Raw genomic sequence first — 19,352 nt, 5'->3', positions numbered from 1 at the left:
CTATGTACACGCTCCCCAGGCCGGTCGCGTTCGTCGTGACCGGAACCTCGACCGTTGCGATGCTGAGCGCGGCCGCCGCACCATCGCCGCTCTACCCGGTCTACCAGCAGCTATGGGGGTTCTCATCCTTCACGCTGACCGTGATCTTCGCGGTCTACGTTCTCGCGCTGATCGGCTCGCTGCTCACAGTCGGCTCGGTCTCCGACCTGGTCGGTCGCTGCCCGGTGGTCATCGGCGCGCTCACACTCCTCGCCGTCAGCATGCTGCTGTTCGTCGTTGCGGACGGTGTGCCCGGGCTCATCGCGGCGCGAGTGGTCCAAGGCCTCGCCACCGGGGCGGCGACCGGCACCCTCACCGCGATGACGGTCGATCTGCAGCCGAGCGCCCCGACCGGGGCCCGCGTCGCCAGTGCGGCTCCTACCGTCGGCCTATTCGCGGGGGCGATGCTCGCCGGGGCGCTCGTTCAGTACGCGTCGTACCCGCGCTACCTGGTCTTCTGGGTGCTCCTTGCCGCATACATCGCGCTGATCGGCCTGCTGCTGCTCGTGCCGGAGGCGCCCCGCGCGACTCGTCCGGGCCGGTTCGACCTCGCCAGGGCACTGCGTCCGACCGTCGGGGTGCCACCGGCCGCTCGGCGGGTCTTCGTGTCGCAGGTGCCTGCGATGATCTCGACCTGGGCGTTGGGCGGCCTGTATCTCTCACTCGGCTCTTCGGTCATCGCTCGGGTGCTCGGCGTCGGCAACCACTTCGTGGTCGGGTCGATACTCGGCACCTTCTTCTTGACCGGTGCGGTAGGCGCCGCGGTGACCCCGCGGATCGCCGATCGGTTACGCCGCCCGCTCGGCTTGGCGGCGCTCGCAGTCGGCGTGGTGCTCACGCTCGCCGCGATGCTCGCCCAGACCCTGCCGCTCTACGTCGTGGGCTCGGCGATAGCCGGCTTCGGGTTCGGCGCGACCTTCCTGGTCGTGATGGCAGCCATCGCCGACGAGACTCCTGCCGATCAGCGCGGGCAGACATTCGCGACGACATTCGTCGTGAGCTACACGGCGTTCAGCCTGCCTGCCCTCGTCGCAGGGCTCGCTGTCGAGTGGGTCGGGCTCCGAACAACGGTCCTCGGGTACTGCGTGCTCGAACTGGTACTCGTCGCAGCTGCGATGCTGGCCGGGCGCGCTCGAACGAGAGTCACGCGCGAGGTTCCGCCCTCACTGCCTGACGAGGTGATCGCGCCGCCGCGTCAGGTAGGCCCGCTCGGCGGAGTTCTCGGTAGCGCCGATGGCCGCGTCGTAAGCGGACCGTGCCTCTGCACTGCGACCAAGCCTGCGGAGTAGGTCGGCACGACACGCGTGCCAGGCGTGATAGTCGTCGAGCGCGAGAGTGTCGACGATCGCGAGCGCGACGTTCGGACCGTCGAGTTCGGCTACGGCCACGGCTCGGTTGAGTGCGACGACCGGGGTAGGTGTCACGGCGTAGAGCTGATCGTAGAGCGCGACCACCTGACTCCAGTCGGTATCGCGCGCATCGTTGGCGTCGGTGTGGACCGCGTTGATCGCGGCCATGATCTGGTAGTGACCGGGCCGCCCCTGGCCCGCAGCAACCCTGGCCAAGCAGTCGCGCACCAGCGCGTGCCCCTCAGCGATGAGAGCGCGGTCCCAGCCGCCGCGGTCCTGCTCGTCGAGAGTGACCAGCTCCCCACCTGCGAAGCGGGCCGCCCTGCGCGCATCGATGAGCAGCATCAGCGCGAGCAGACCCGCCACCTCGGCGTTGTCGGGCAGCAGGCGCCGCATGATCCGACCGAGCCTGATCGCTTCACCGGTCAGATCGACGCGTATCGGGTCGTCGCCCCCGCCTGCGAGGTAGCCCTCGTTGAAGACGAGGTAGACGACCGCGAGGACGCCGTCCACCCGATCGGTCACGTCGTCTTGATCGGGCACCCGAAACGGGATGTGGGCGTTCTTGATCTTGGCCTTCGCGCGGGTGATGCGTTGTGCCATCGTCGTTTCGGCGACGAAGAATGCGCGAGCGATCTCCCCGACGGTGAGGCCTCCCAGCAAGCGCAGCGTCAGGGCTACTCGTGCCTCGGGCGCTAGGGCCGGATGGCAGCACGTGAAAACGAGTCGGAGGCGGTCGTCCTCGACCAGTCCGGTCGGCTCGTGTGGGGTGTCGTCTTCGATGATCATGGCTGCCTGATGCTTTGTGTCGCGCAAGGATTCACGTCGAATCCGGTCGATGGCACGGTTTCCGGCGGTGGTCGTCAGCCAGCCACCAGGGTTGGGCGGAATGCCGTCGACCGGCCACCGCTCCATGGCGGTGAGGAGCGCCTCGGCCGCGGCGTCCTCGGCGATATCGAGATCGCCGAAACGACGCGCAAGAGAGGCCACCACCCAGCCGTACTCCTCGCGATAGATCCGATCGATCTCGCGAGAACTGTTGCTGCTCACGCGCCGTCGAACGGCCGGATCTCGATCTTCTGCTCGCAGGCCTTCGATGCCCGAGCAGCGATCTTCAGCACGGCATCGAGATCCGGGGCCTCGATCACCCAGAAGCCGCCGAGACACTCTTTGGTTTCCAGGTACGGCCCGTCGGTGACGACGATGTCGGCGCCGGTGTTGTCGACCGTGGTTGCCAGGTCGACGTTGGCGAGTCCGCCTGCGAAAACCCACGAGCCCTCGGCCTTGAGTTCGTCGTTCAGCCTGCCCGTTGCTCCGTACTGTTCCTGGGCCTGCATGTCCTCGGTCGAAATGTCGTAGACGCTGGGGTCGACGATCACGGAAAGCATGTATTGCGACATCTGAAGATCCCTTCCTCGGCGGCGGCCGGTCGGCTGCCTCAGCTACTCCACGAACGGGTCGGTACGGATACGACAACCTACGACGAAAGTTTTTCACCGTCGAGGTGCGCGCGAAACATCGCGAGCACAGGGTGCTCGTTGTCGCTGCGCCAGATCAGCGAATGTGGGTACACCGGCGTCGGGTCGACCAGGTCGATGCGTCGTAGGTCGTACGCGGGCGGCCAGAGCACGCGCGTACGAGCGCCGACGAACGTCGCGAGGACCGCCGAATCGGCAATGACGTCCAGCATCGGCTCCAAACCGAAATGAGGTCCCGACGAATCGATCGTGAGACCGAACCGAGCAGCGAAGTGGTCGTAGAAGGCGGCCCACTCGGTTCCGGCGACCAGGCCGGGCATCCAAATCCTGTGGTCGACAAGGTCTGTCGGCACCACGGCTTCGGCATCGGCCAGGTGGTGACGCGGTCCGACGAGCAGTTGGATCGGCTCGTCGTACACCCGCGCGGCGTCCACCCCCTCGGGCAATCGGATATCGGCGACGGCCCGAATAGTTGCGTCGATGGCACCGGATCGCACGCCGGCGATCGCGGACTCCGCGTCGAAATGCGTGACGACGTCGAGCTCGGTCCCCGGATGTGCCCGATGAAAATCGCGCAGTAGACCCGCGGGCGCAAGCCCGCGCCCGATCACGTCCACGAGCAGGGCACGCCGGCCGCGCCGCACCGATGCGGCAGCGCGCGCTTCGACCTCCAGCAGATCGCGGGCGTGCGGAAGGAACGCGCGCCCGTAGGCGGTCAGCTGGGCGCCACGGCCGGTGCGGACGAACAGCCGGACCCCGAGATATTTCTCCAGCGCCGCAATGCGTTTCGAGACCGCCTGCTGAGTGACCGACAGCTCGGCGGCGGCTTCTTGGAATTGGCCGGCAGCCGCGACGGCGACGAAGGTGCGAACGGAGACGAGATCCACGGATGTCAACCTACAACCGCCCGTTGTGACGCGCTGGTGGAGCGGTTGTTTGCTCTGCCGATCGGCCACCGCTTTGATGTAGCGATGCTTGGTGCGAAGTCGTTGGGGCGGCAGTTCGGGTGGCTGTGGTCGGCGTACGCCGTCAGCACGTACGGCTCCTACCTGGCGTTGGATGCGTTCGCACTGGTGGCGATCTACACGCTCGACGCGGGCCCGCTTGCGGTGTCGATGTTGGCGGCCGCCGGACTTGCGGTGGGTGCGGTGGTGGCGCTCCCGCTTGGACCGTGGGTGGAGTTTCGGCGTAAGCGGCCGGTGATGATCGCGATGGATCTCGTCCGGTTCGTCGCGCTGCTCAGCGTCGTTGCGACATACGCGATGGGCCTGCTCACCTTCCTTCAACTGCTGATGGTCTCGGTCATTGTTGCGACTGCGGACATCGCGTTCCGATCGGCAAGCGGCGCCTACCTGAAATCCCTTGTCCGACCGGATGATCTGCTGATCGCCAACGGGCGGTTCGAGTCGACCATGTGGACCGCAACCGCGATCGGGCCGCCGCTCGGTGGCGTGTTGATCGGCGTATTCGGACCGGCGACCACGGTGCTCGCTAATGCCGCGAGCTTTCTGCTTTCAGCCGTCGGGCTCCGAGCCATCACCGCCACCGAGCCCGCCCCCGCCCTGCGCGACGCCGGACGACTGCGCGTCGCCGACCTGCTCGACGGCTGGCGCTACATCCTGAACCATCCCGCCCTGCGACCGCTGTTCTTCAACACCGTGGCGGTGAACTCGCTGATCATGGCGACGGCACCGCTGTTGGCAGTCCTGATGCTCGGCGACCTCGGCTTCGCGCCGTGGCAGTACGGGCTCGCGTTCGGTGGGCCCTGCATCGGCGGGCTTGTCGGGTCCCGGCTGGCGTCCGGCCTGGTTGCGCGGTTCGGACGTGATCGGGTGACGCGCGTCTCGGGGACTTTCCGAGCGCTCTGGTCGATCGGGCTGGTCTTCATCGGTCCCGGGGTCGGCGGGCTGATCCTGGTGATCGTCGTGGAACTTGCGCTCATCACGAGCATCGGCGTGTTCAACCCCGTGTACTCGACTTACCGGTTGGAGCAGACCGACAACGATCGAATCGCCCGCATGCTGTCCGCGTGGTCCATCACAGCCAACCTGATGAAAGCTGCGACGACGGCGATCTGGGGTGTGCTCGCGGCGTTCACCACCCCGCGTATCGCCATTGGCATTGCCGGGCTGCTGCTCTTGGCGACGCCGCTGCTGTTGGCGCGGCGCTCGAAGAGCGAGGACACAAAAAATGGAAAGGAGAGCGAATCGCTCCTTTCCACTTTCAATTTATAGCGCACCCCGGGGCTTGCGGCAAGGCCCGGGTGATGCCGCAGAATCGCTGAACCACGCTCGCACCGACGGAGCAACGGTCGCCACGAAACTGCAATTCGATCAGGTCAGGAGCTGACTGTATGACCCCACTGACTACCGCTTTCGACCTCCCCGACCACCTTGCCCACAAAGCCGACCCGGCTCTGATCGCCGCCGACGAACGACACTTCGCGACCATCGCGGACAGCCTCGAACGGTCCATTGCCACCCTCACCGAGCAGCTCGAGTCCGCCCGCAAAGCCCCCGCCCGCCTGGGTCAGGAGCTGGTGGAGCGCGACATGTTGGTCCGCGACCTGAGCGCCCAATTGCGCACCCTGCGCCGCTACGGCCTCGACCTGTGTCTCGGTCGCATCGTCGGCGCGGACGACGCAGAGCCCGTGTACGTAGGCCGCCAAGGCCTCTTGGACAGTGCCGGAAATCAGCTGCTGATCGACTGGCGCTCCCCCGCGGCCGAGCCGTTCTTCGGGGCGACGCACGGCAACCCCATGGGGCTGGCCAGTCGGCGTCGGTACCGCTGGTCCCGCGGCCGCGTCAGCGACTACTGGGACGAGGTATTCACCGCCGACGGCCTGGAAAACGGTGCCGCGCTAGACGACCAGTCGGCCTTCATCGCGAGCCTCGGCAGCAACCGATCTACCCGGATGCGCGATGTCCTCGGCACCATCGCGGCGGATCAGGACGCCATCATTCGCGCGGGGTCGAGCGGGGCGCTGGTGGTCGACGGCGGCCCGGGCACCGGCAAAACCGTTGTGGCACTGCACCGGGTGGCATACCTGCTGTACGCGGATCCGCGTCTTCGGCACCGCGTCCTGTTCGTCGGTCCGCATCAGCCGTACCTCGCGTACGTCGCCGACGTCCTGCCCAGCCTGGGAGAGGACGGCGTGCAACTGTGCACGGTGCGCGACCTGGTCACCGAGGGCGCCGACGCACCGCCCGAGTCCGATCCGACCGTGGCACGTTTGAAGTCGTCGGCGGCGATGGTGCAGGCGATCGACGCCGCCGTGAAGTTCTACGAGCAGCCGCCGACCAAGACCGTCACGGTCGCGACCGACTGGTTCGACATCCCGCTCACCCGCGACGATTGGGTCGAGGCATTCGAGGCACCCGAGCCCGGAACCCCGCACAACGAAGCGCGCGAACAGATCTGGGAGCTGCTCCTCACCATCTTGCTGGACAAGTACGACGGCCCGGCGACGGCGGATCAGATCCGAAAGTCGTTGCTGGACAACGAGGAATTGCGTGACACCCTAGACAACGCATGGACGATGATCGACGCGGTCGACCTGGTCGGCGATCTGTGGACGGTGCCTGCCTACCTGCGCAAGTGCGCGCCGTGGCTCGGCCCGGAGGAGGTGCGGGCGTTGCAACGCGCGGACGCGCAACGCTGGACGGTGTCCGATCTGCCGCTCCTGGATGCGGCACGACTGCGCCTGGGCGATCCCGAGGCGTCACGACGGCAACGCCGACACATCGCCGCCGTCGCCTCGGAACGTGAGCGCATGTCCAGCGTCATCGACGACCTGATCGCCTCCAACGAATTCGGCGACGGCGAAGGCCTGATGACCCAGCTGCGACAGCACGACCTGCAGGAGATGCTGGTCGACGAGTCCGGGATGGCCACCGCCGATCCGGACCTGCTCGCAGGCCCCTTCGCGCACATCGTCGTCGACGAGGCGCAGGAGCTGACCGACGCAGAATGGCAGATGTTGTTGCTGCGCTGCCCATCTCGCAGCTTCACCATCGTCGGCGATCGAGCGCAGGCACGGCACGGCTTCCGCGAGTCGTGGGAGGAACGGCTGAAGCGGGTCGGCCTCGATCGGATCGCAATGGCGTCGCTGAGCATCAACTACCGCACACCCGAGGAGGTCATGCTCGAAGCCGAACCAGTCATCCGGGCCGCTCTCCCGGATGCGAACGTGCCGACCTCTATTCGCAGCAGCGGTGTTCCGGTGGTGCACGGACCGACCTCGGATCTGGGTTCGGTTCTCGATACCTGGCTCGCTGGGAACACCGACGGAATCGCATGTGTCATCGGCGATCCCAGCTTCCAGCCAACTGCCCGCATCAGGTCGCTGACGCCGGAGCTGGCGAAGGGACTCGAGTTCGATCTGGTGATCCTCATCGATCCGGCGACGTTCGGCGAGGGCATCGAGGGGGCGGTTGATCGCTACGTGGCTATGACCCGCGCAACGCAGCAGTTGGTCGTGCTCACGAGCTAGCGACCTGAAGGACTGCCTCGACGTCGGCGTGGCCACAGTGCTGTGCCCAGCCCAGCGGCGTGCCGTCGAAGGAACGGTCGCGAATCGTGGTGTCCGCACCGGAGTCGACAAGGAACTGCGCGATCTCGGCATGACCGTCCTGTGCGGCGGCGTGCAGCGCGGTTTCCTTGTGCGGTCGCGATGTGGTGGCGTCGATGTCGGCACCGAGCTGCACCGCGAGTCGGACCGCTTCGAGCCGACCGGAGTATGCGGCGCGAACCATCAGATCGGGGGCGCGGCGCAGCGCCTGGGGCGCGAAGGACTGCAGTTCGTCGACGGCGTCGCCGTCACCTGCCAGGCAGGCTTCGATCAGCCGATCGGGGTCGTCGAGCGGAGTGACGGTGGCGCCACCGTCGGCAAGGAGCTGGGCGATCTCACGGTTGCCTGCTGCCGTCGCCAATTGATGGGCTGTGCGATTGCGATAGACCGGGTGGTAGCCGAGACCGTCGGGATCGACACCGTGCTCGAGCAGCAAGCGAACCCGGTCGGGCATGTTGTGGGCGGCGGCCCATCGCAGCTGCTCCTGCACCATCGCCGTCGGGCTGGGGTAGGCGTCGCCGAGCTTCTTCCGCCACGCACCCTCGATGTCGGTGCCGAGCCCGAACTCGAAGAGCAGTTCCAGGTGATCGTCGGCGGGCTCGAACATCCGGTTGTAGAGCGCCTGATTGTCGTTGGGGTCGGCGCCTGCCTGCAGGATCAGCCGGGCCAACTCCTGCGCTTGGTGGTGCGGCGGCTGGCCCTGCTCGCCACCACCGAAAGCCCCGGTCAGCGCCGTGAACGGCGACGGCAGATCCTCCCACAGAAAGCCCGCCTCCGGGTCCGCGCCGGCGGCGAGCAGAAGGCGTGCGACCTCGACGGCGGATCGCCCGCTACCGCCACCGATTCGCGAATAGACCAGATACAGCAGCGGCGGCCAGCCGTTCGGGCCGCCGATCGCGTTGGCCTGGCTGGGGTCTCGTGCCAGCAGGTCGTGGGCGGCGGTGACATCGCCGACCGCGGCGATCGTATGGATCGACGATTTCGCCAACTCTGGACGGTCGACGATCATCGCGTTCGCTTGCGCTCGAAATTCCGGGCGGTCGTCGGTGTAGTTCAGGCAGGCGAGGCGGAGGAGCTGATCGGCGTCGGGCTCGGGCACACCCCGATGCTACGTCCGACGTTGCCATGTCAAGCAAAGTTTGGTCACCCGAAATTAGTATTGCGGTCAGCGGAACTATGTGGTGTCATCGAACTCGATGACGTTGATCCGCAACCCCGACGCGAAACCTGGCGCACCGAAGATCGGCGGCGCCGGGTCCATTGCGATGCTCGGGCCCGCGTTCGTCGCCGCGATCGCCTACGTCGATCCGGGCAACGTCGCCGCCAACCTCACGGCCGGTGCCAAATACGGCTACCTGCTGATCTGGGTGCTGGTCGTTGCCAACCTGATGGCCGTACTCATTCAATTTCTCTCGGCGAAGTTGGGCCTGGTCACCGGCCGATCGTTGCCCGAGCAGCTGGGTGCCCGCCTACGACCCACATCGCGTCGCGCCTTCTGGGTTCAGGCCGAAGTTGTCGCTGCTGCAACCGATCTGGCCGAGGTGATCGGCGGCGCGATCGCATTGCATCTGCTGTTCGGCCTGCCGCTGTTGCTCGGTGGATTCATCACCGGCGCTGTGTCGACCGCAATTTTGGCGATCCAGAATCGCCGCGGTCAGCGCACCTTCGAGTTCGTGGTGATCGGCTTGCTCGCGATCATCACCATCGGGTTCGTCAGCGGCCTTGCGTTCACCGATGTCTCCGCAAGCGAGTCGTTGGCGGGTCTGGTGCCGCGCTTCCAGGGCAGCGAGACTGTACTGCTGGCGGCGAGCATGCTGGGCGCCACCGTGATGCCGCACGCCATCTATCTCCATTCGGCGCTCGCGCGCGATCGGCACGGCCACATCGAGGACGCGGGCCGACTTCGACACTTGCTGCGCGTCACCAAGATCGACGTCGTCGCCGCTTTGCTGATCGCGGGCACCGTCAACATCGCGATGCTCCTTCTCGCCGCGTCGGCACTGCGCGGCCAGGAGGGCACCGACACCATCGAGGGCGCCCACTCCGCAATCGAAAATGCCCTGGGCCCGGGCGTCGCGGTGGTCTTCGGCGTCGGCTTGCTGGCGTCCGGTCTCGCGTCCACCTCGGTGGGATGCGCGGCAGGCGCTGAAATCATGAAGGGACTCTTGGCATTTCGAGTTCCGCTGCTGACTCGTCGCGTCGTGACCCTGATCCCGGCGCTGATAGTCCTCGGCATCGGCGTCGATCCCACCGCGGCCTTGGTGATCAGCCAGGTGGTCTTGAGCTTCGGCATTCCGTTCGCGCTGGTACCACTCGTCCGCATGACATCGGATGCACAGCTCATGGGTGGCAACCGCAATGCGATCGCCACCACCGCCGTCGCCTGGCTGGTCGCGGGCGTGATCATCGCGCTCAACATCGCGCTGTTGTGGTTGACGCTGGCGGGCTAAACAGGTTTCTGCGGACCGGCTGCGGCCAGCGCCTGCAGGATGAATTGGACCTGGTGCAGATAGTCGCTGCACCCGTCACAGGTGTCGAGATGCGCCCGAACCGCGTCGCGCTGCTCGGCAGGCAACGCGCCGTCCAGATAACCGGTGACCAGCTCGACGAACTGCTGGCAGGCGAGCTCCGGTTCTTCCGGTTCCGGAAGCGGACGGCTGGTGACGGTGGTGGTGATCGACAGTATCGCGATCAGCGCGGCGGCCACCGCGAAGAACCAGCCCGCCCGGACGACGCCCTGGCTGTGCGCAAACCAGCCGAAGGCCAGCGAGAACGGCAGAAACAGCATCCACGACAGGGTGCCGACGCCCGACGACACACCGGCGCGCACGTTCGACGGAACGCAATCGTGGAGCACCTTGCCCGCGTGGATGCCGAAGATCGCGAGCATCAAGGCGAGCACCGCCTGCGCCACGATCACCGCGGTCAGCGAATGCGTGAGCGCCAGCGTGGCAGCGGCACCGGCCGTGACGACGGCAAGAACGGCCGTCGTTCCGCGGCGATCGAGGTCGATCTTGCTGGTGATCACCGCGCCGATACCCAACGTGGCCACCAAGGCCGCCCAATAGGGCCCGAACAACGCTGCCGGAGCAGCCAAGGCCACCAACCACAGCGGGCCGAACTCGAAGACCGCTTGCGACAGCAAACCGACCAGCGCTGCCAACAGCATCACCTGCCGAACGGCAGGCTCGGTGATCATCGTTCGATACGTCTGCGCGAGATGCGCGCGCACGGCAACGCGTTCACCTTCCTGATGCAGGCGCGGCTCGTCGACTCGCAGAAATACCAGCACGGCTACGGCGATGAAAGGCAGCGTGAAGAAGTACGTTGCACGGGCAGACGTCACGGCAGCGAGCACGCCGCCACCGAGCGCACTGATCACCAGCGCACAGCTTTCGACCAGTCGGACGCGCCCGATCCACATCTCGTAGCTGTCGCTGCTACCGGTCTCTTCGATCACCATGTCGTAGACGATGCTGTCGACGGTGCCGGAGCTGATAGCGAAGTAGACGCCGAGCACCATCGCCGCGGCAATGTAGGTCGGCACGTTGTGGCTCAGTCCGCCGAGCAGCGAACTCACCAGCAGCGCAACGGTTCCGCACGCCATCATCCGAGTTCGGCTCGAACGATCCGCAAGCACTCCGGACGGTACTTCGAGCAGTGGGACGACAGCGGCGTACGCGGCGGCCATGACGGCGACCGACCGGGCCGTGAACCCGATGTCGGTCATGAACACCTTCTCCACGGGCACCCACAGGACGAGCCCCTCCAGCGCGATGCCGATCTGCAGCGGCCGCAGTCGCCGCTTCAGGGTGTTCACCGGTCGTCCTCGCCGGTGAGTTGCTGCGCCATACGTTCGCGAAGGGCTGCTCTGGCCTGGTTGAGGATCGCGGTCTGCTCAGGTTCGGTGAGGTCCAACTCCGCGCTGACCTGATCGGGCGACCGGCCGAGGGTGTCCCGCGCGATCACGACGGCACGCCACGTCGTCGGCAAGGTTGCCAGCGCCTCCGACAGCAGTGCCTGTGTCGCCGCGGCCGCCGGATCGGTGCTCGGCCACGGCGTCGGCAACTCGCGCCAGTGACCTGGGTACGGTTCGTCGTCGTCTTGGAAGCGTGCAGCAGGCACGGCCGTCGACGGCGGGCGCCAGCGGGCAGTCCAGCGCGCGAACCGATTGCGGGGTTCCTGAACACGTTCGGCCGTCTGCGCGGCAGCACGGGCAACCCACCCCATCATCGCGTGACCACCTCGACCCGTCCGTTTTCAGACCAAAGCTGGCACATCTCGGGCGGTCGGGCAAGAGAAATTGTCGAGCCGCTAGGCCTTGGCGCTGATCCCCACGGCTGCGTAATGGTCCGTCGGCCGTCCCCACTCGCCGAGCACGCTGCCGGGCCGGGCGAAGAACGTCGCATAGAACGCCGTAGCGACGGCCAGTAATGCGCCGACGATCAGCGGACCGGCGAATTCGGCGTATTGCGCGATCTCGACAGCGAGGAAGCGGTAGCTCAGCAGCAACGCGACCAGCGTGAAGAATCCGCCGCCCACCAGTCGAATCCGGAACCAGCCCCACCCGCGCTCCGGCTCACGCAGCGCCGACTCGACGGTCAGGCAGAGAACCGCACCCGCGACCAGGTCGACGCCGTAGTGGTAGCCGAAGCCCAGCGTCGCCGTCAGCGTGCAGAGCAGCCAGAAGGTGCCGCCGTAACGGAGCCAGGCCGGCCCCCTCCGCGAGTGGATGAACAACGCCAGCGCCCATGCGGTGTGCATGCTCGGCATGCAGTTGCGCGGGGTGAAATCGTCGAACGGCATAGCCGTCGGGCGCAGGCTCAGTTCAGGAACGACGTTCGGCCAGAAGTTGCCTGCCTGAAATCCCTGCCCGCCGTTGCCGAATGCGAACATCGGGCCCACCACAGGAAACAGGACGTAGACGATCGGCCCCAGCAGACCCAACACCAGGAACGTCCGCACCAGATAGTGATTCGGCCATTCGGCGCGCGTGACGTTGCGAAGCTGCCAGATGGCAACGGCGATCGCGGCGACCGGAAGTTCGATGTAGACCCAGTGCAGAATCCCGTACCCGATCGGACCCAGTGCATCGACGACCTGACCCATCACCCAGGACGGATTCCCGAGAGCGCGGTCGGACAGCTGCGCGTAGTGATCCAGCACGGTCGGCCTGGCCATCACGGTGATCTGCAACCACGCGTCGCCGACCTTGGTCGCGACGATCAGCAGAGCACCCAGCGCGGCGGCACCAAGGGCTGTCGAGCGCTCGCGTCCGGTCCAGCGCAGGCCTGCGACCACCGCGAGAACTGTGAGCACGATCATGGGTCCGTTACCGACGGTAAGGACTCCGCCACGCAGCCCACGCTCCGCAAGGAATACAGCATCGATCCCGATTGCCGCACCCGCTGCGATGAGCCGTCGGCGATTGTTTACGCCGACCAGTGCAATGGCCAAACCCGCCCATGGCACCGAAGCAGACTTGGGAGTGGCGATGTAATCGCTGATCAGGCCGTGAATCGGCCCCTGAAATCCGGAGCGCATCGCGATGACCTGCAGCGTGGCGAGCAACGCGACAACGGCGAAACAGCCGACCAGCACGAGGGTACGGGCCATCGACTGCGGCGCCCGCGCATACCTCGCCTCGTCGATGAGCATCCGTACATAGTAAACGGCCGATGAACTGCGTCGACCAACTACATGAATGCGTCGTTACGGATCGAGCTCCCGCACCAACGAATCGACGACGGCAACCAGATCGCCACCGGCGGCCTCGGCAACCCGTCGCTGCCGCTGATACGACGCCCCGCGGGCCGGAATATCGGCGACGCTCGCGAGTTCGTCGGCGCAACCGAGACGCTGCGCAGTCGGTGCGAGTCGCTCGAGCAGATCGTTCAGGTCGTCGGTGACGAGACGCTCGTTGCTGTCGGCGTCGAGGATGATCTCGGCGTCCAGTCCGTAGCGGGCCGCCCGCCACTTGTTCTCCTGCACATGCCACGGCGGAATGCTCGGCAGAGTCTCACCGTTTTCGAGCCGCCGATCGAGGTCGACCACCAGGCAATGCGTCAGCGCGACCAGGGCCTCGAGCTCCTCGCGCGTGGAAACGCCGTCGCAGACCCGGATTTCGATGGTTCCCCACTTGGGCGCGGGCCTGATGTCCCAGTGCATCCCACCGAGTTGTTCGATGACGCCGGTCTTGAGCTGGTCGTCGACGAACGACTCGAACTGCGTCCAGTTCTCGAATTGGAACGGCAGGCCCGCGGTCGGCAGCTGCTGAAACATCAAGGCGCGGTTGCTCGCATAGCCGGTGTCGGAGCCCGCCCACATCGGCGACGACGCGGAGAGCGCAAGCAGATGCGGATACTGCAGCAACAGCGAGTTCAGGATCGGAAACACCTTCTCCTGATGCGACACCCCGACGTGCACATGCACGCCCCAGATCAGCATCTGCCTGCCCCACCACTGCGTGCGCGCGATCATCTCGTCGTAATGCGGTGTGCGAGTGAGCTGTTGGGTCGACCACTGCGCGAAGGGATGGGTGCCTGCGCAGAACAGGTCGACGTTGCAGGCGTCGGCGGCACGCCGTACGGCGGTCAACGTCTCGCCGAGATCGCCCATCGCCTCGCCGACGGTGTTGTGCACACCGGTGACCAACTCGACGGTGTTGCGAAGCAATTCCTTGCTGACGCGCGGGGTGCCGTCGTGCGCCTTCAGCTCACCGACCTCGTCGAACACGTCGGCAGCGTTGTTGACCAGGTCGCGGGTGGTCTTGTCGACCAGAGCGACTTCCCATTCGACGCCGATCGTCGGCCGCGCAGATGCGGCAAATGGGACTGTGCGTCCGGGCGACGACTTCGCCCCGAACGCCGATCGGGTACCGGGCACTGTCCGATCAAACCACGCGCGGGTCGCGCTTATCGACACAGCGCGGCATCGGAATTACTTGACGACCGCGCAGGCGACTCTAGCGCCCGCGTCACCGGTCATCATCGTCTCCTGATCAGGCACGGCGGCACCGTCGGGCAGCGTGTAGCGGCTGGGGATGTTGGCGAAGTTGTCGGGACCGGCATGGACCACGACGGCACGGCCTTCACCGTTGTTGCGCAGGTCGTCCAGGGTGAATGCGTCTGTGGTGGTGGTCAGCTCGGCCGAGCCGTCTTCGCGCACCTGCAGCGAACTCAGGTCGCCGCTGGCCGGGTGGCCGGTCTTGCCCGCGACCTGCAGATGACCGCCTGCGGAGAGGAAGTTGCCGGGTGCGCCGCCTGCCGGGGCCACCGAATTGGCCTCGCACTTGCCTGCGGTGTGTACGTGGAAGCCGTGGAAACCCGGGGTGAGCCCCTGCGCCTCGGCCTTGACCTCGACGTAGTTGCCGTCCTTGGTGAACGTGACCTTGCCGATCTCTTTGCCGCTCGCGTCCTTCAGCGGTGCGGTGAGCGAATCGCTACCGGCGGCCTCCGAACCTTCGCTGCCCGAACCCGCTTCGCCGGTTGCCTGACCCGCCGGTGCTGCAGACCCGGTCCACACCGGGGGCGTGGTGCCCGGCTGCGAGCTCGGCTCCTCGCCGTTGGAGCATGCGGTGAGGCCGAGAGCGGCAACGGCGATCAAAGGTGCCGCGACACTCCAGGACAAGCGACGAGCTGTGGACGGGGCCATCGAAACCGCTCCTTCTCAGGTGGGCGAGCGCAGTCGTCATATCAACCAGCGCGCAGTGGACATGATCATAGCGGCGGGAAAGTTCACCCCGCCTGGCGGACGCACTACTGCGTGACGATGACGATCACGCCGGGCGACGAGTTCTCGATTCCGGCGAACCGTTTCTCCGCCGACGCACCGATCGTGTTGGCGATCGCCTCGGCGGCGGTCTTTTCGCTGGCCGAGTCCCCGTAGTAGACGGTGGTTTTCGGGATCTGACCCTCGCTGTAGTTGCCGGTCTCCGCGACGTTCCAGCCATCTGCTTTCAGCTCGTCCGCGGTTTTGGCGGCGAGGCCGGTAATGCTGCTGTTGTTGAAGACTCGGACGGCGACGGTCTTGTCGACGGTTCCGGACGCGCCCGCGGACCCGGAGCCTGACGCCGCACTGGAGGCACCCGCGCTGGTGGTGGTCGACGACGCTTCCGAGTCCGAGCCCGTCGAGCCGCCCGCGGCCGAGGTAGGCGGAACCGCGGAGCCACCAGGGGTATTGGCGCTGCCGGACAGTGGTGCCACGCTGGGCGAGACGCCCGATGACGAGCTACCACCCGAATCGGATTTGGACAGCGAGAGCGCGCCGAGCCCGCCGAAAACGATCGCGAGTGCAATCAGCACCATGGCCAGTGCCCGCAGCGGGGGCCCACCGGAGGGCGGGTTCGGATTGCTCACGCCTAGACACTAAACGACGCTGCGTCCGATCCACGGCAGCGTGGCCGGACGATTTAACCGAACTACGTTACGTCGAATCCCAGACGCCGCGCGGCACGCGCTTTCTGCCGACTTGCGCGCAGCCGACGGAGCCGCTTGACCAACATCGGATCGGCCGCGAGCGATTCCGGCTTGTCCACCAAGGCATTCAACACCTGGTAGTAGCGGGTCGCGGACATGTCGAAGAGTTCCTTGATCGCCTCTTCCTTGGCGCCGGCGTATTTCCACCACTGGCGCTCGAAGGACAAGATGTCGTGCTCGCGGCGGGTGAGACCGTCCTCGCCGCGCTCAGTTGCGCTTGCCGCATTACCGGCCGCGCCATTCTGATTCCGCGCTGCTGCGCCGTCCATCTCACTCCTTGTAGATTCCCTGTCACTCCGCTCGCCAGGGGCGGCGAATTACACAGTTGTTCTTCGGTGATCATTCAACCATGATCGGCGGGCCGGTACTGCGCGGCGTGGCTCTGGCGCGTCGCCAGTATCCTTGTCGACCATGGCAATTCTTCCGATCCGCATCTTCGGCGATCCGGTCCTGCACACTCCGACCGAGCCGGTCACCCAGACGCCTGCCGAGCTCGCCGAGCTGATCGCCGACATGCACGAGACGCTCGACAAGGCCAACGGCGTCGGCCTCGCCGCGAACCAGATCGGTGTCGGATTGCGCCTCTTCGTCTACGACTGCCCGGACGAGCGCGGCGACGGCACCCGCCACCGCCGTCGCGGCGCCGTGATCAATCCGGTTCTCGAGACGTCCGCCATCCCGGAGACCATGCCGGACCCGGACGGTGACGACGACGAGGGTTGCCTCTCCGTCCCCGGCGAGCAGTACCCGACCGGGCGCGCGGACTGGGCACGGGTGACCGGGACCGACGAGAACGGTGAGCCTGTCGACATCGAAGGCAACGGCTTCTTCGCCCGCATGTTGCAGCACGAGGTGGGCCATCTCGACGGATTCGTCTACGTCGACGTACTGATCGGCCGTAACGCCCGCGCCGCGAAGAAGGCGATCAAACGAGCTGGCTGGGGCGTTCCGGGATTGAGCTGGACGCCGGGAACCATCGACGACCCCTTCGGCCATGACGACTGACCCGGAGATCGGTTCCCGGGTGGTGATGCGATATCGCCTTCCGCCCGGGTATGCGCACCCGATGACCGACGTCATCGGGGAACTGGTCTCCCTCGATCCCCCGACGGTCCGCGGCGCCAACGGTCATCTGATCCGAGTCGCCGCGAGCCGGGTCGTCGCACTGAAAGCCGTTGGCGTCCGCGCGATTCGAAACAGCGAGATCCGCGCGCTGGAACACGCCGCGGCGGACGGCTGGCCCGGCTTGGAACGGGAATGGCTGGACGGCTGGCTGCTCCGCGCAGGCGCCAGCTTCACAGGTCGCGCCAATTCTGCTGTGCCGCTGCACGAGTCGGCAAACCTTTCGTCGTTGCCCCGAATCTCGCGCTGGTATCAGGATCGCGGACAGCGGCCGTTGCTGCTGCTGCCCGATCGGATTTCGACCGTTCCGGACGACTGGCAGACCTGGGACGAGGTTGTCGTCCTCGCCGCCGACATCGAGAACCTGATGCTGCCGACCGGACCGTCGATGGTGACGGTCGACGATCAGCCCAGCGCGCAATGGCTTTCGCTGTATCGCTATCGCGGAAATCTACCCCCGGTGTGGGCGCCGAAGATGTTGGTCGAGGTGATCGACGGCGTTGTCGGCTTCGGCCATCTGAGCGGCCCGGACGCCACCATCGCCGTTGCCAGGGCCACCGTGACCACCGCGCCCGACGACCGCCGTTGGGTCGGCCTCACCGCCGTGGAAGTCGGCGAAGACCATCGCAGGCGCGGCGTCGGGACTCTCATCTGCGCCGAGATGATCCGCTGGGGTCAGGAGCGCGGCGCCACCCACGTCTACCTGCAGGTCGCCGCGGAGAACGAGGCCGCCCTTGCGATGTACGCCAACTTCGGGCTGGTGGAGCATCACCGGTACCGCTACGCGACACCGCCGCACGAGTGAACAGTCCTGTGCGCCTTGCCACCTGGAACGTCAACTCGATCCGCACGCGCGTCGATCGGGTGGTGGAATGGCTCGATCGCAACGACGTCGACGTCCTCGCCATGCAGGAATCGAAGTGCCGGGACCGTGAGTTTCCCTACGACGTGTTCGACGACGCCGGCTACGAGGTCGCGCATGCCGGCTTCAGCCAATGGAACGGGGTGGCAATCGCGTCGCGCATCGGCCTCGACGACGTGCAGATCGCCTTCGACGACCAACCAGGTTTCGATCGCGACGCCGCCGACACGCTGATACCGATGGAAGTCGTCGAGGCGCGCGCGGTCGGCGCGACCTGCGGCGGCATCCGCGTGTGGAGCCTCTACGTTCCCAACGGCCGTTCCCTCGACGATCCGCACTACCCGTACAAGCTGGCCTGGCTGGAAGCACTGCGCAAGGACGCGCAGCAGTGGTTGACCGACGATCCCGATGCGCGCATCGCCTTGGCCGGCGACTGGAACATCGCACCCACCGACGACGACGTGTGGTCCCCCGCGTTCTTCGAAGGCAAGACACATACGACGCCTGCTGAGCGTGACGCGTTCCAAGCGATGCTCGACGTCGGCTTCACCGAGGTCACCCGACCGTATACGCCTGGGGCATATACGTTCTGGGACTACACCAAATTGCGCTTCCCACGGAACGAGGGCGTACGCATCGACTTCGTGTTGGCATCAGCGGCACTGACCGCACAGGTCACCGGTGCGAGTATCGATCGAAACGAGCGCGACCGGCTCGGCGCGAGCGATCATGCCCCGGTGATCGTGGAGATCGGCTAGTCGCACAGGATTCGGTACCGATTGCGCAATCGGTACCTTTCGATCTCGGTCGGGAACCGTTCTTCGCTATCGTAATTCGGTACCGAATGCGCAATCGATACCCTTTCGGCTACGCCGCAGGCTCGTAGGTCGCGATCACTACGCCGGTATCGGTGATCGTCGATTTGGTCAGGTTCAGGCGCGCGAACGAGTCGTCGTCGAACATCCGGATTCCAGCACCGAGTACCAGCGGGTGGATGAGCAGCGTGAGCGTGTCGATCAGGTTGTGCGGCAAGAGTGATCGGATCAACGTTCCGCTGCCGAGAATGGTGATGTTGCCGGAGAGTTGGTCTTTCAACCGAGCAACTGCCCCGATCGCGTCACCGGCCAGCAGCGTCGAGTTGTGCCACTCGAGCGGCTCGGTGAGCGTGCTCGACACGACGTACTTCCGATAGTCGTGCATCGCCTTCGTGAACGGGTTGTCGGCGGGCGCTTTCGGCCATGCCGCGGCGAAGTCGTCGTACGTGCGCCGACCGATCAGGAGCACGCCATCTCCAGCGACGCCGGCACCCATCGCCTCCATCATCTTCGTGTCGGCATACGGGGCAGCCCAGCCACCGTGCGTGAATCCATTGCTCGGGTCCTCGTCTGCCTGCGCAGGTGCCTGGATCACGCCGTCGAGCGTCATACTGTTGACCACCGAAAGTGTTGCCATGTC

18 protein-coding genes and 1 pseudogene are annotated in these 19,352 nt (G+C 66.2%); 7 read left to right on the top strand and 12 right to left on the bottom strand.

Features of this window, described 5'->3' with window-relative positions:
- Window positions 1-2 precede the first annotated feature (2 nt).
- Window positions 3-1,163, top strand: a pseudogene (locus FOY51_RS27590) (MFS transporter); the annotation flags it as partial.
- A 39-nt stretch (window positions 1,164-1,202) separates the two neighbouring features.
- On the opposite strand, the gene FOY51_RS14205 reads toward FOY51_RS27590, so the two are convergent.
- From FOY51_RS14205 to FOY51_RS14195, 3 genes are all read right to left on the bottom strand, one after another.
- Window positions 1,203-2,438 carry an RNA polymerase sigma factor gene (locus FOY51_RS14205; RefSeq protein WP_149430910.1) on the bottom strand — a complete coding sequence of 412 codons (1,236 nt, stop codon included), beginning with the start codon at window positions 2,436-2,438 and terminating at the stop codon, window positions 1,203-1,205.
- On the bottom strand, window positions 2,435-2,788 hold the full coding sequence (locus tag FOY51_RS14200; RefSeq protein ID WP_149430909.1) for a YciI family protein: 354 nt from the start codon (window positions 2,786-2,788) through the stop codon (window positions 2,435-2,437). Before FOY51_RS14200 ends, FOY51_RS14205 begins: the two co-directional genes overlap by 4 nt.
- A gap of 77 nt (window positions 2,789-2,865) precedes the next feature.
- A complete protein-coding gene (locus tag FOY51_RS14195) occupies window positions 2,866-3,753 on the bottom strand; it encodes a LysR family transcriptional regulator (protein WP_149430908.1) in 888 nt (295 codons plus the stop codon).
- Between the two features lie 84 nt (window positions 3,754-3,837).
- Between FOY51_RS14195 and FOY51_RS14190 the strand changes: the two genes are divergently transcribed.
- Together FOY51_RS14190 and helR are read left to right on the top strand one after the other, a co-directional pair.
- Complete coding sequence (locus FOY51_RS14190) at window positions 3,838-5,100, top strand: MFS transporter (protein WP_149430907.1); 1,263 nt, start codon at window positions 3,838-3,840, stop codon at window positions 5,098-5,100.
- Window positions 5,101-5,219: 119 nt separating this feature from the next.
- Complete coding sequence (helR, locus tag FOY51_RS14185; RefSeq protein WP_149430906.1) at window positions 5,220-7,358, top strand: RNA polymerase recycling motor ATPase HelR; 2,139 nt, start codon at window positions 5,220-5,222, stop codon at window positions 7,356-7,358.
- Here helR and FOY51_RS14180 read toward each other — a convergent pair.
- Window positions 7,348-8,535 carry an ankyrin repeat domain-containing protein gene (locus tag FOY51_RS14180; RefSeq protein WP_149430905.1) on the bottom strand — a complete coding sequence of 396 codons (1,188 nt, stop codon included), beginning with the start codon at window positions 8,533-8,535 and terminating at the stop codon, window positions 7,348-7,350. The genes helR and FOY51_RS14180 overlap by 11 nt on opposite strands.
- A gap of 166 nt (window positions 8,536-8,701) precedes the next feature.
- Here FOY51_RS14180 and FOY51_RS14175 point away from each other — a divergent pair, with 166 nt between their 5' ends.
- Complete coding sequence (locus FOY51_RS14175; protein WP_371830450.1) at window positions 8,702-9,886, top strand: Nramp family divalent metal transporter; 1,185 nt, start codon at window positions 8,702-8,704, stop codon at window positions 9,884-9,886.
- On the opposite strand, the gene FOY51_RS14170 is transcribed toward FOY51_RS14175, so the two are convergent.
- From FOY51_RS14170 to napA, 7 genes are all read right to left on the bottom strand, one after another.
- Complete coding sequence (locus FOY51_RS14170) at window positions 9,883-11,256, bottom strand: MFS transporter (protein ID WP_214633102.1); 1,374 nt, start codon at window positions 11,254-11,256, stop codon at window positions 9,883-9,885. The two genes, FOY51_RS14175 and FOY51_RS14170, sit on opposite strands and share 4 nt — an antisense overlap.
- A complete protein-coding gene (locus tag FOY51_RS14165) occupies window positions 11,253-11,669 on the bottom strand; it encodes an RNA polymerase sigma factor (RefSeq protein ID WP_149430903.1) in 417 nt (138 codons plus the stop codon). Before FOY51_RS14165 ends, FOY51_RS14170 begins: the two co-directional genes overlap by 4 nt.
- Before the next feature lie 81 nt (window positions 11,670-11,750).
- Window positions 11,751-13,094 carry a phosphatase PAP2 family protein gene (locus FOY51_RS14160; protein ID WP_149430902.1) on the bottom strand — a complete coding sequence of 448 codons (1,344 nt, stop codon included), beginning with the start codon at window positions 13,092-13,094 and terminating at the stop codon, window positions 11,751-11,753.
- A gap of 54 nt (window positions 13,095-13,148) precedes the next feature.
- Window positions 13,149-14,321 carry a glutamate--cysteine ligase gene (locus FOY51_RS14155; RefSeq protein ID WP_149430901.1) on the bottom strand — a complete coding sequence of 391 codons (1,173 nt, stop codon included), beginning with the start codon at window positions 14,319-14,321 and terminating at the stop codon, window positions 13,149-13,151.
- A gap of 54 nt (window positions 14,322-14,375) precedes the next feature.
- On the bottom strand, window positions 14,376-15,089 hold the full coding sequence (gene sodC / locus FOY51_RS14150; RefSeq protein ID WP_149430900.1) for a superoxide dismutase[Cu-Zn]: 714 nt from the start codon (window positions 15,087-15,089) through the stop codon (window positions 14,376-14,378).
- Between the two features lie 104 nt (window positions 15,090-15,193).
- On the bottom strand, window positions 15,194-15,793 hold the full coding sequence (locus FOY51_RS14145; protein ID WP_149430899.1) for a LytR C-terminal domain-containing protein: 600 nt from the start codon (window positions 15,791-15,793) through the stop codon (window positions 15,194-15,196).
- Window positions 15,794-15,855: 62 nt separating this feature from the next.
- Window positions 15,856-16,182, bottom strand: a complete 327-nt coding sequence (gene napA / locus FOY51_RS14140; RefSeq protein WP_149430898.1) for a nucleoid-associated protein NapA — start codon at window positions 16,180-16,182, stop codon at window positions 15,856-15,858.
- Window positions 16,183-16,324: 142 nt separating this feature from the next.
- Between napA and FOY51_RS14135 the strand changes: the two genes are divergently transcribed.
- The 3 genes from FOY51_RS14135 to FOY51_RS14125 are packed head-to-tail and all read left to right on the top strand — an operon-like array spanning window position 16,325 to window position 18,655.
- Window positions 16,325-16,918, top strand: coding sequence for a peptide deformylase (locus FOY51_RS14135; RefSeq protein WP_149430897.1), 594 nt, complete (start codon window positions 16,325-16,327; stop codon window positions 16,916-16,918).
- Window positions 16,908-17,840 carry an N-acetylglutamate synthase, CG3035 family gene (locus tag FOY51_RS14130; protein ID WP_149430896.1) on the top strand — a complete coding sequence of 311 codons (933 nt, stop codon included), beginning with the start codon at window positions 16,908-16,910 and terminating at the stop codon, window positions 17,838-17,840. Before FOY51_RS14135 ends, FOY51_RS14130 begins: the two co-directional genes overlap by 11 nt.
- Before the next feature lie 8 nt (window positions 17,841-17,848).
- Window positions 17,849-18,655 (top strand): exodeoxyribonuclease III, encoded by an 807-nt coding sequence (locus FOY51_RS14125; RefSeq protein WP_149431132.1) that lies wholly within the window; start codon window positions 17,849-17,851, stop codon window positions 18,653-18,655.
- Between the two features lie 109 nt (window positions 18,656-18,764).
- Here the strand turns inward: FOY51_RS14125 and FOY51_RS14120 are convergent, their stop codons facing one another.
- A complete protein-coding gene (locus FOY51_RS14120) occupies window positions 18,765-19,349 on the bottom strand; it encodes a dihydrofolate reductase family protein (RefSeq protein WP_149430895.1) in 585 nt (194 codons plus the stop codon).
- Window positions 19,350-19,352: the final 3 nt, after the last annotated feature.

Source organism: Antrihabitans cavernicola (assembly GCF_008297975.1).
Classification (GTDB): domain Bacteria; phylum Actinomycetota; class Actinomycetes; order Mycobacteriales; family Mycobacteriaceae; genus Antrihabitans; species Antrihabitans cavernicola.
The sequence above is the reverse complement of the archived record's forward strand: the minus strand, read 5'-3'. Positions and strand labels throughout refer to the sequence as shown.

Coding starts and splice junctions, on each gene's coding strand:
- sodC (WP_149430900.1), bottom strand. CDS start 15,089: ATGGCCCCGTCCACAGCTCGTCGCTTGTCCTGGAGTGTCGCGGCACCT.
- FOY51_RS14130 (WP_149430896.1), top strand. CDS start 16,908: ATGACGACTGACCCGGAGATCGGTTCCCGGGTGGTGATGCGATATCGC.
- FOY51_RS14165 (WP_149430903.1), bottom strand. CDS start 11,669: ATGATGGGGTGGGTTGCCCGTGCTGCCGCGCAGACGGCCGAACGTGTT.
- FOY51_RS14200 (WP_149430909.1), bottom strand. CDS start 2,788: ATGTCGCAATACATGCTTTCCGTGATCGTCGACCCCAGCGTCTACGAC.
- FOY51_RS14175 (WP_371830450.1), top strand. CDS start 8,702: ATGCTCGGGCCCGCGTTCGTCGCCGCGATCGCCTACGTCGATCCGGGC.
- FOY51_RS14135 (WP_149430897.1), top strand. CDS start 16,325: ATGGCAATTCTTCCGATCCGCATCTTCGGCGATCCGGTCCTGCACACT.
- FOY51_RS14120 (WP_149430895.1), bottom strand. CDS start 19,349: ATGGCAACACTTTCGGTGGTCAACAGTATGACGCTCGACGGCGTGATC.
- FOY51_RS14160 (WP_149430902.1), bottom strand. CDS start 13,094: ATGCTCATCGACGAGGCGAGGTATGCGCGGGCGCCGCAGTCGATGGCC.
- napA (WP_149430898.1), bottom strand. CDS start 16,182: ATGGACGGCGCAGCAGCGCGGAATCAGAATGGCGCGGCCGGTAATGCG.
- FOY51_RS14190 (WP_149430907.1), top strand. CDS start 3,838: ATGCTTGGTGCGAAGTCGTTGGGGCGGCAGTTCGGGTGGCTGTGGTCG.
- helR (WP_149430906.1), top strand. CDS start 5,220: ATGACCCCACTGACTACCGCTTTCGACCTCCCCGACCACCTTGCCCAC.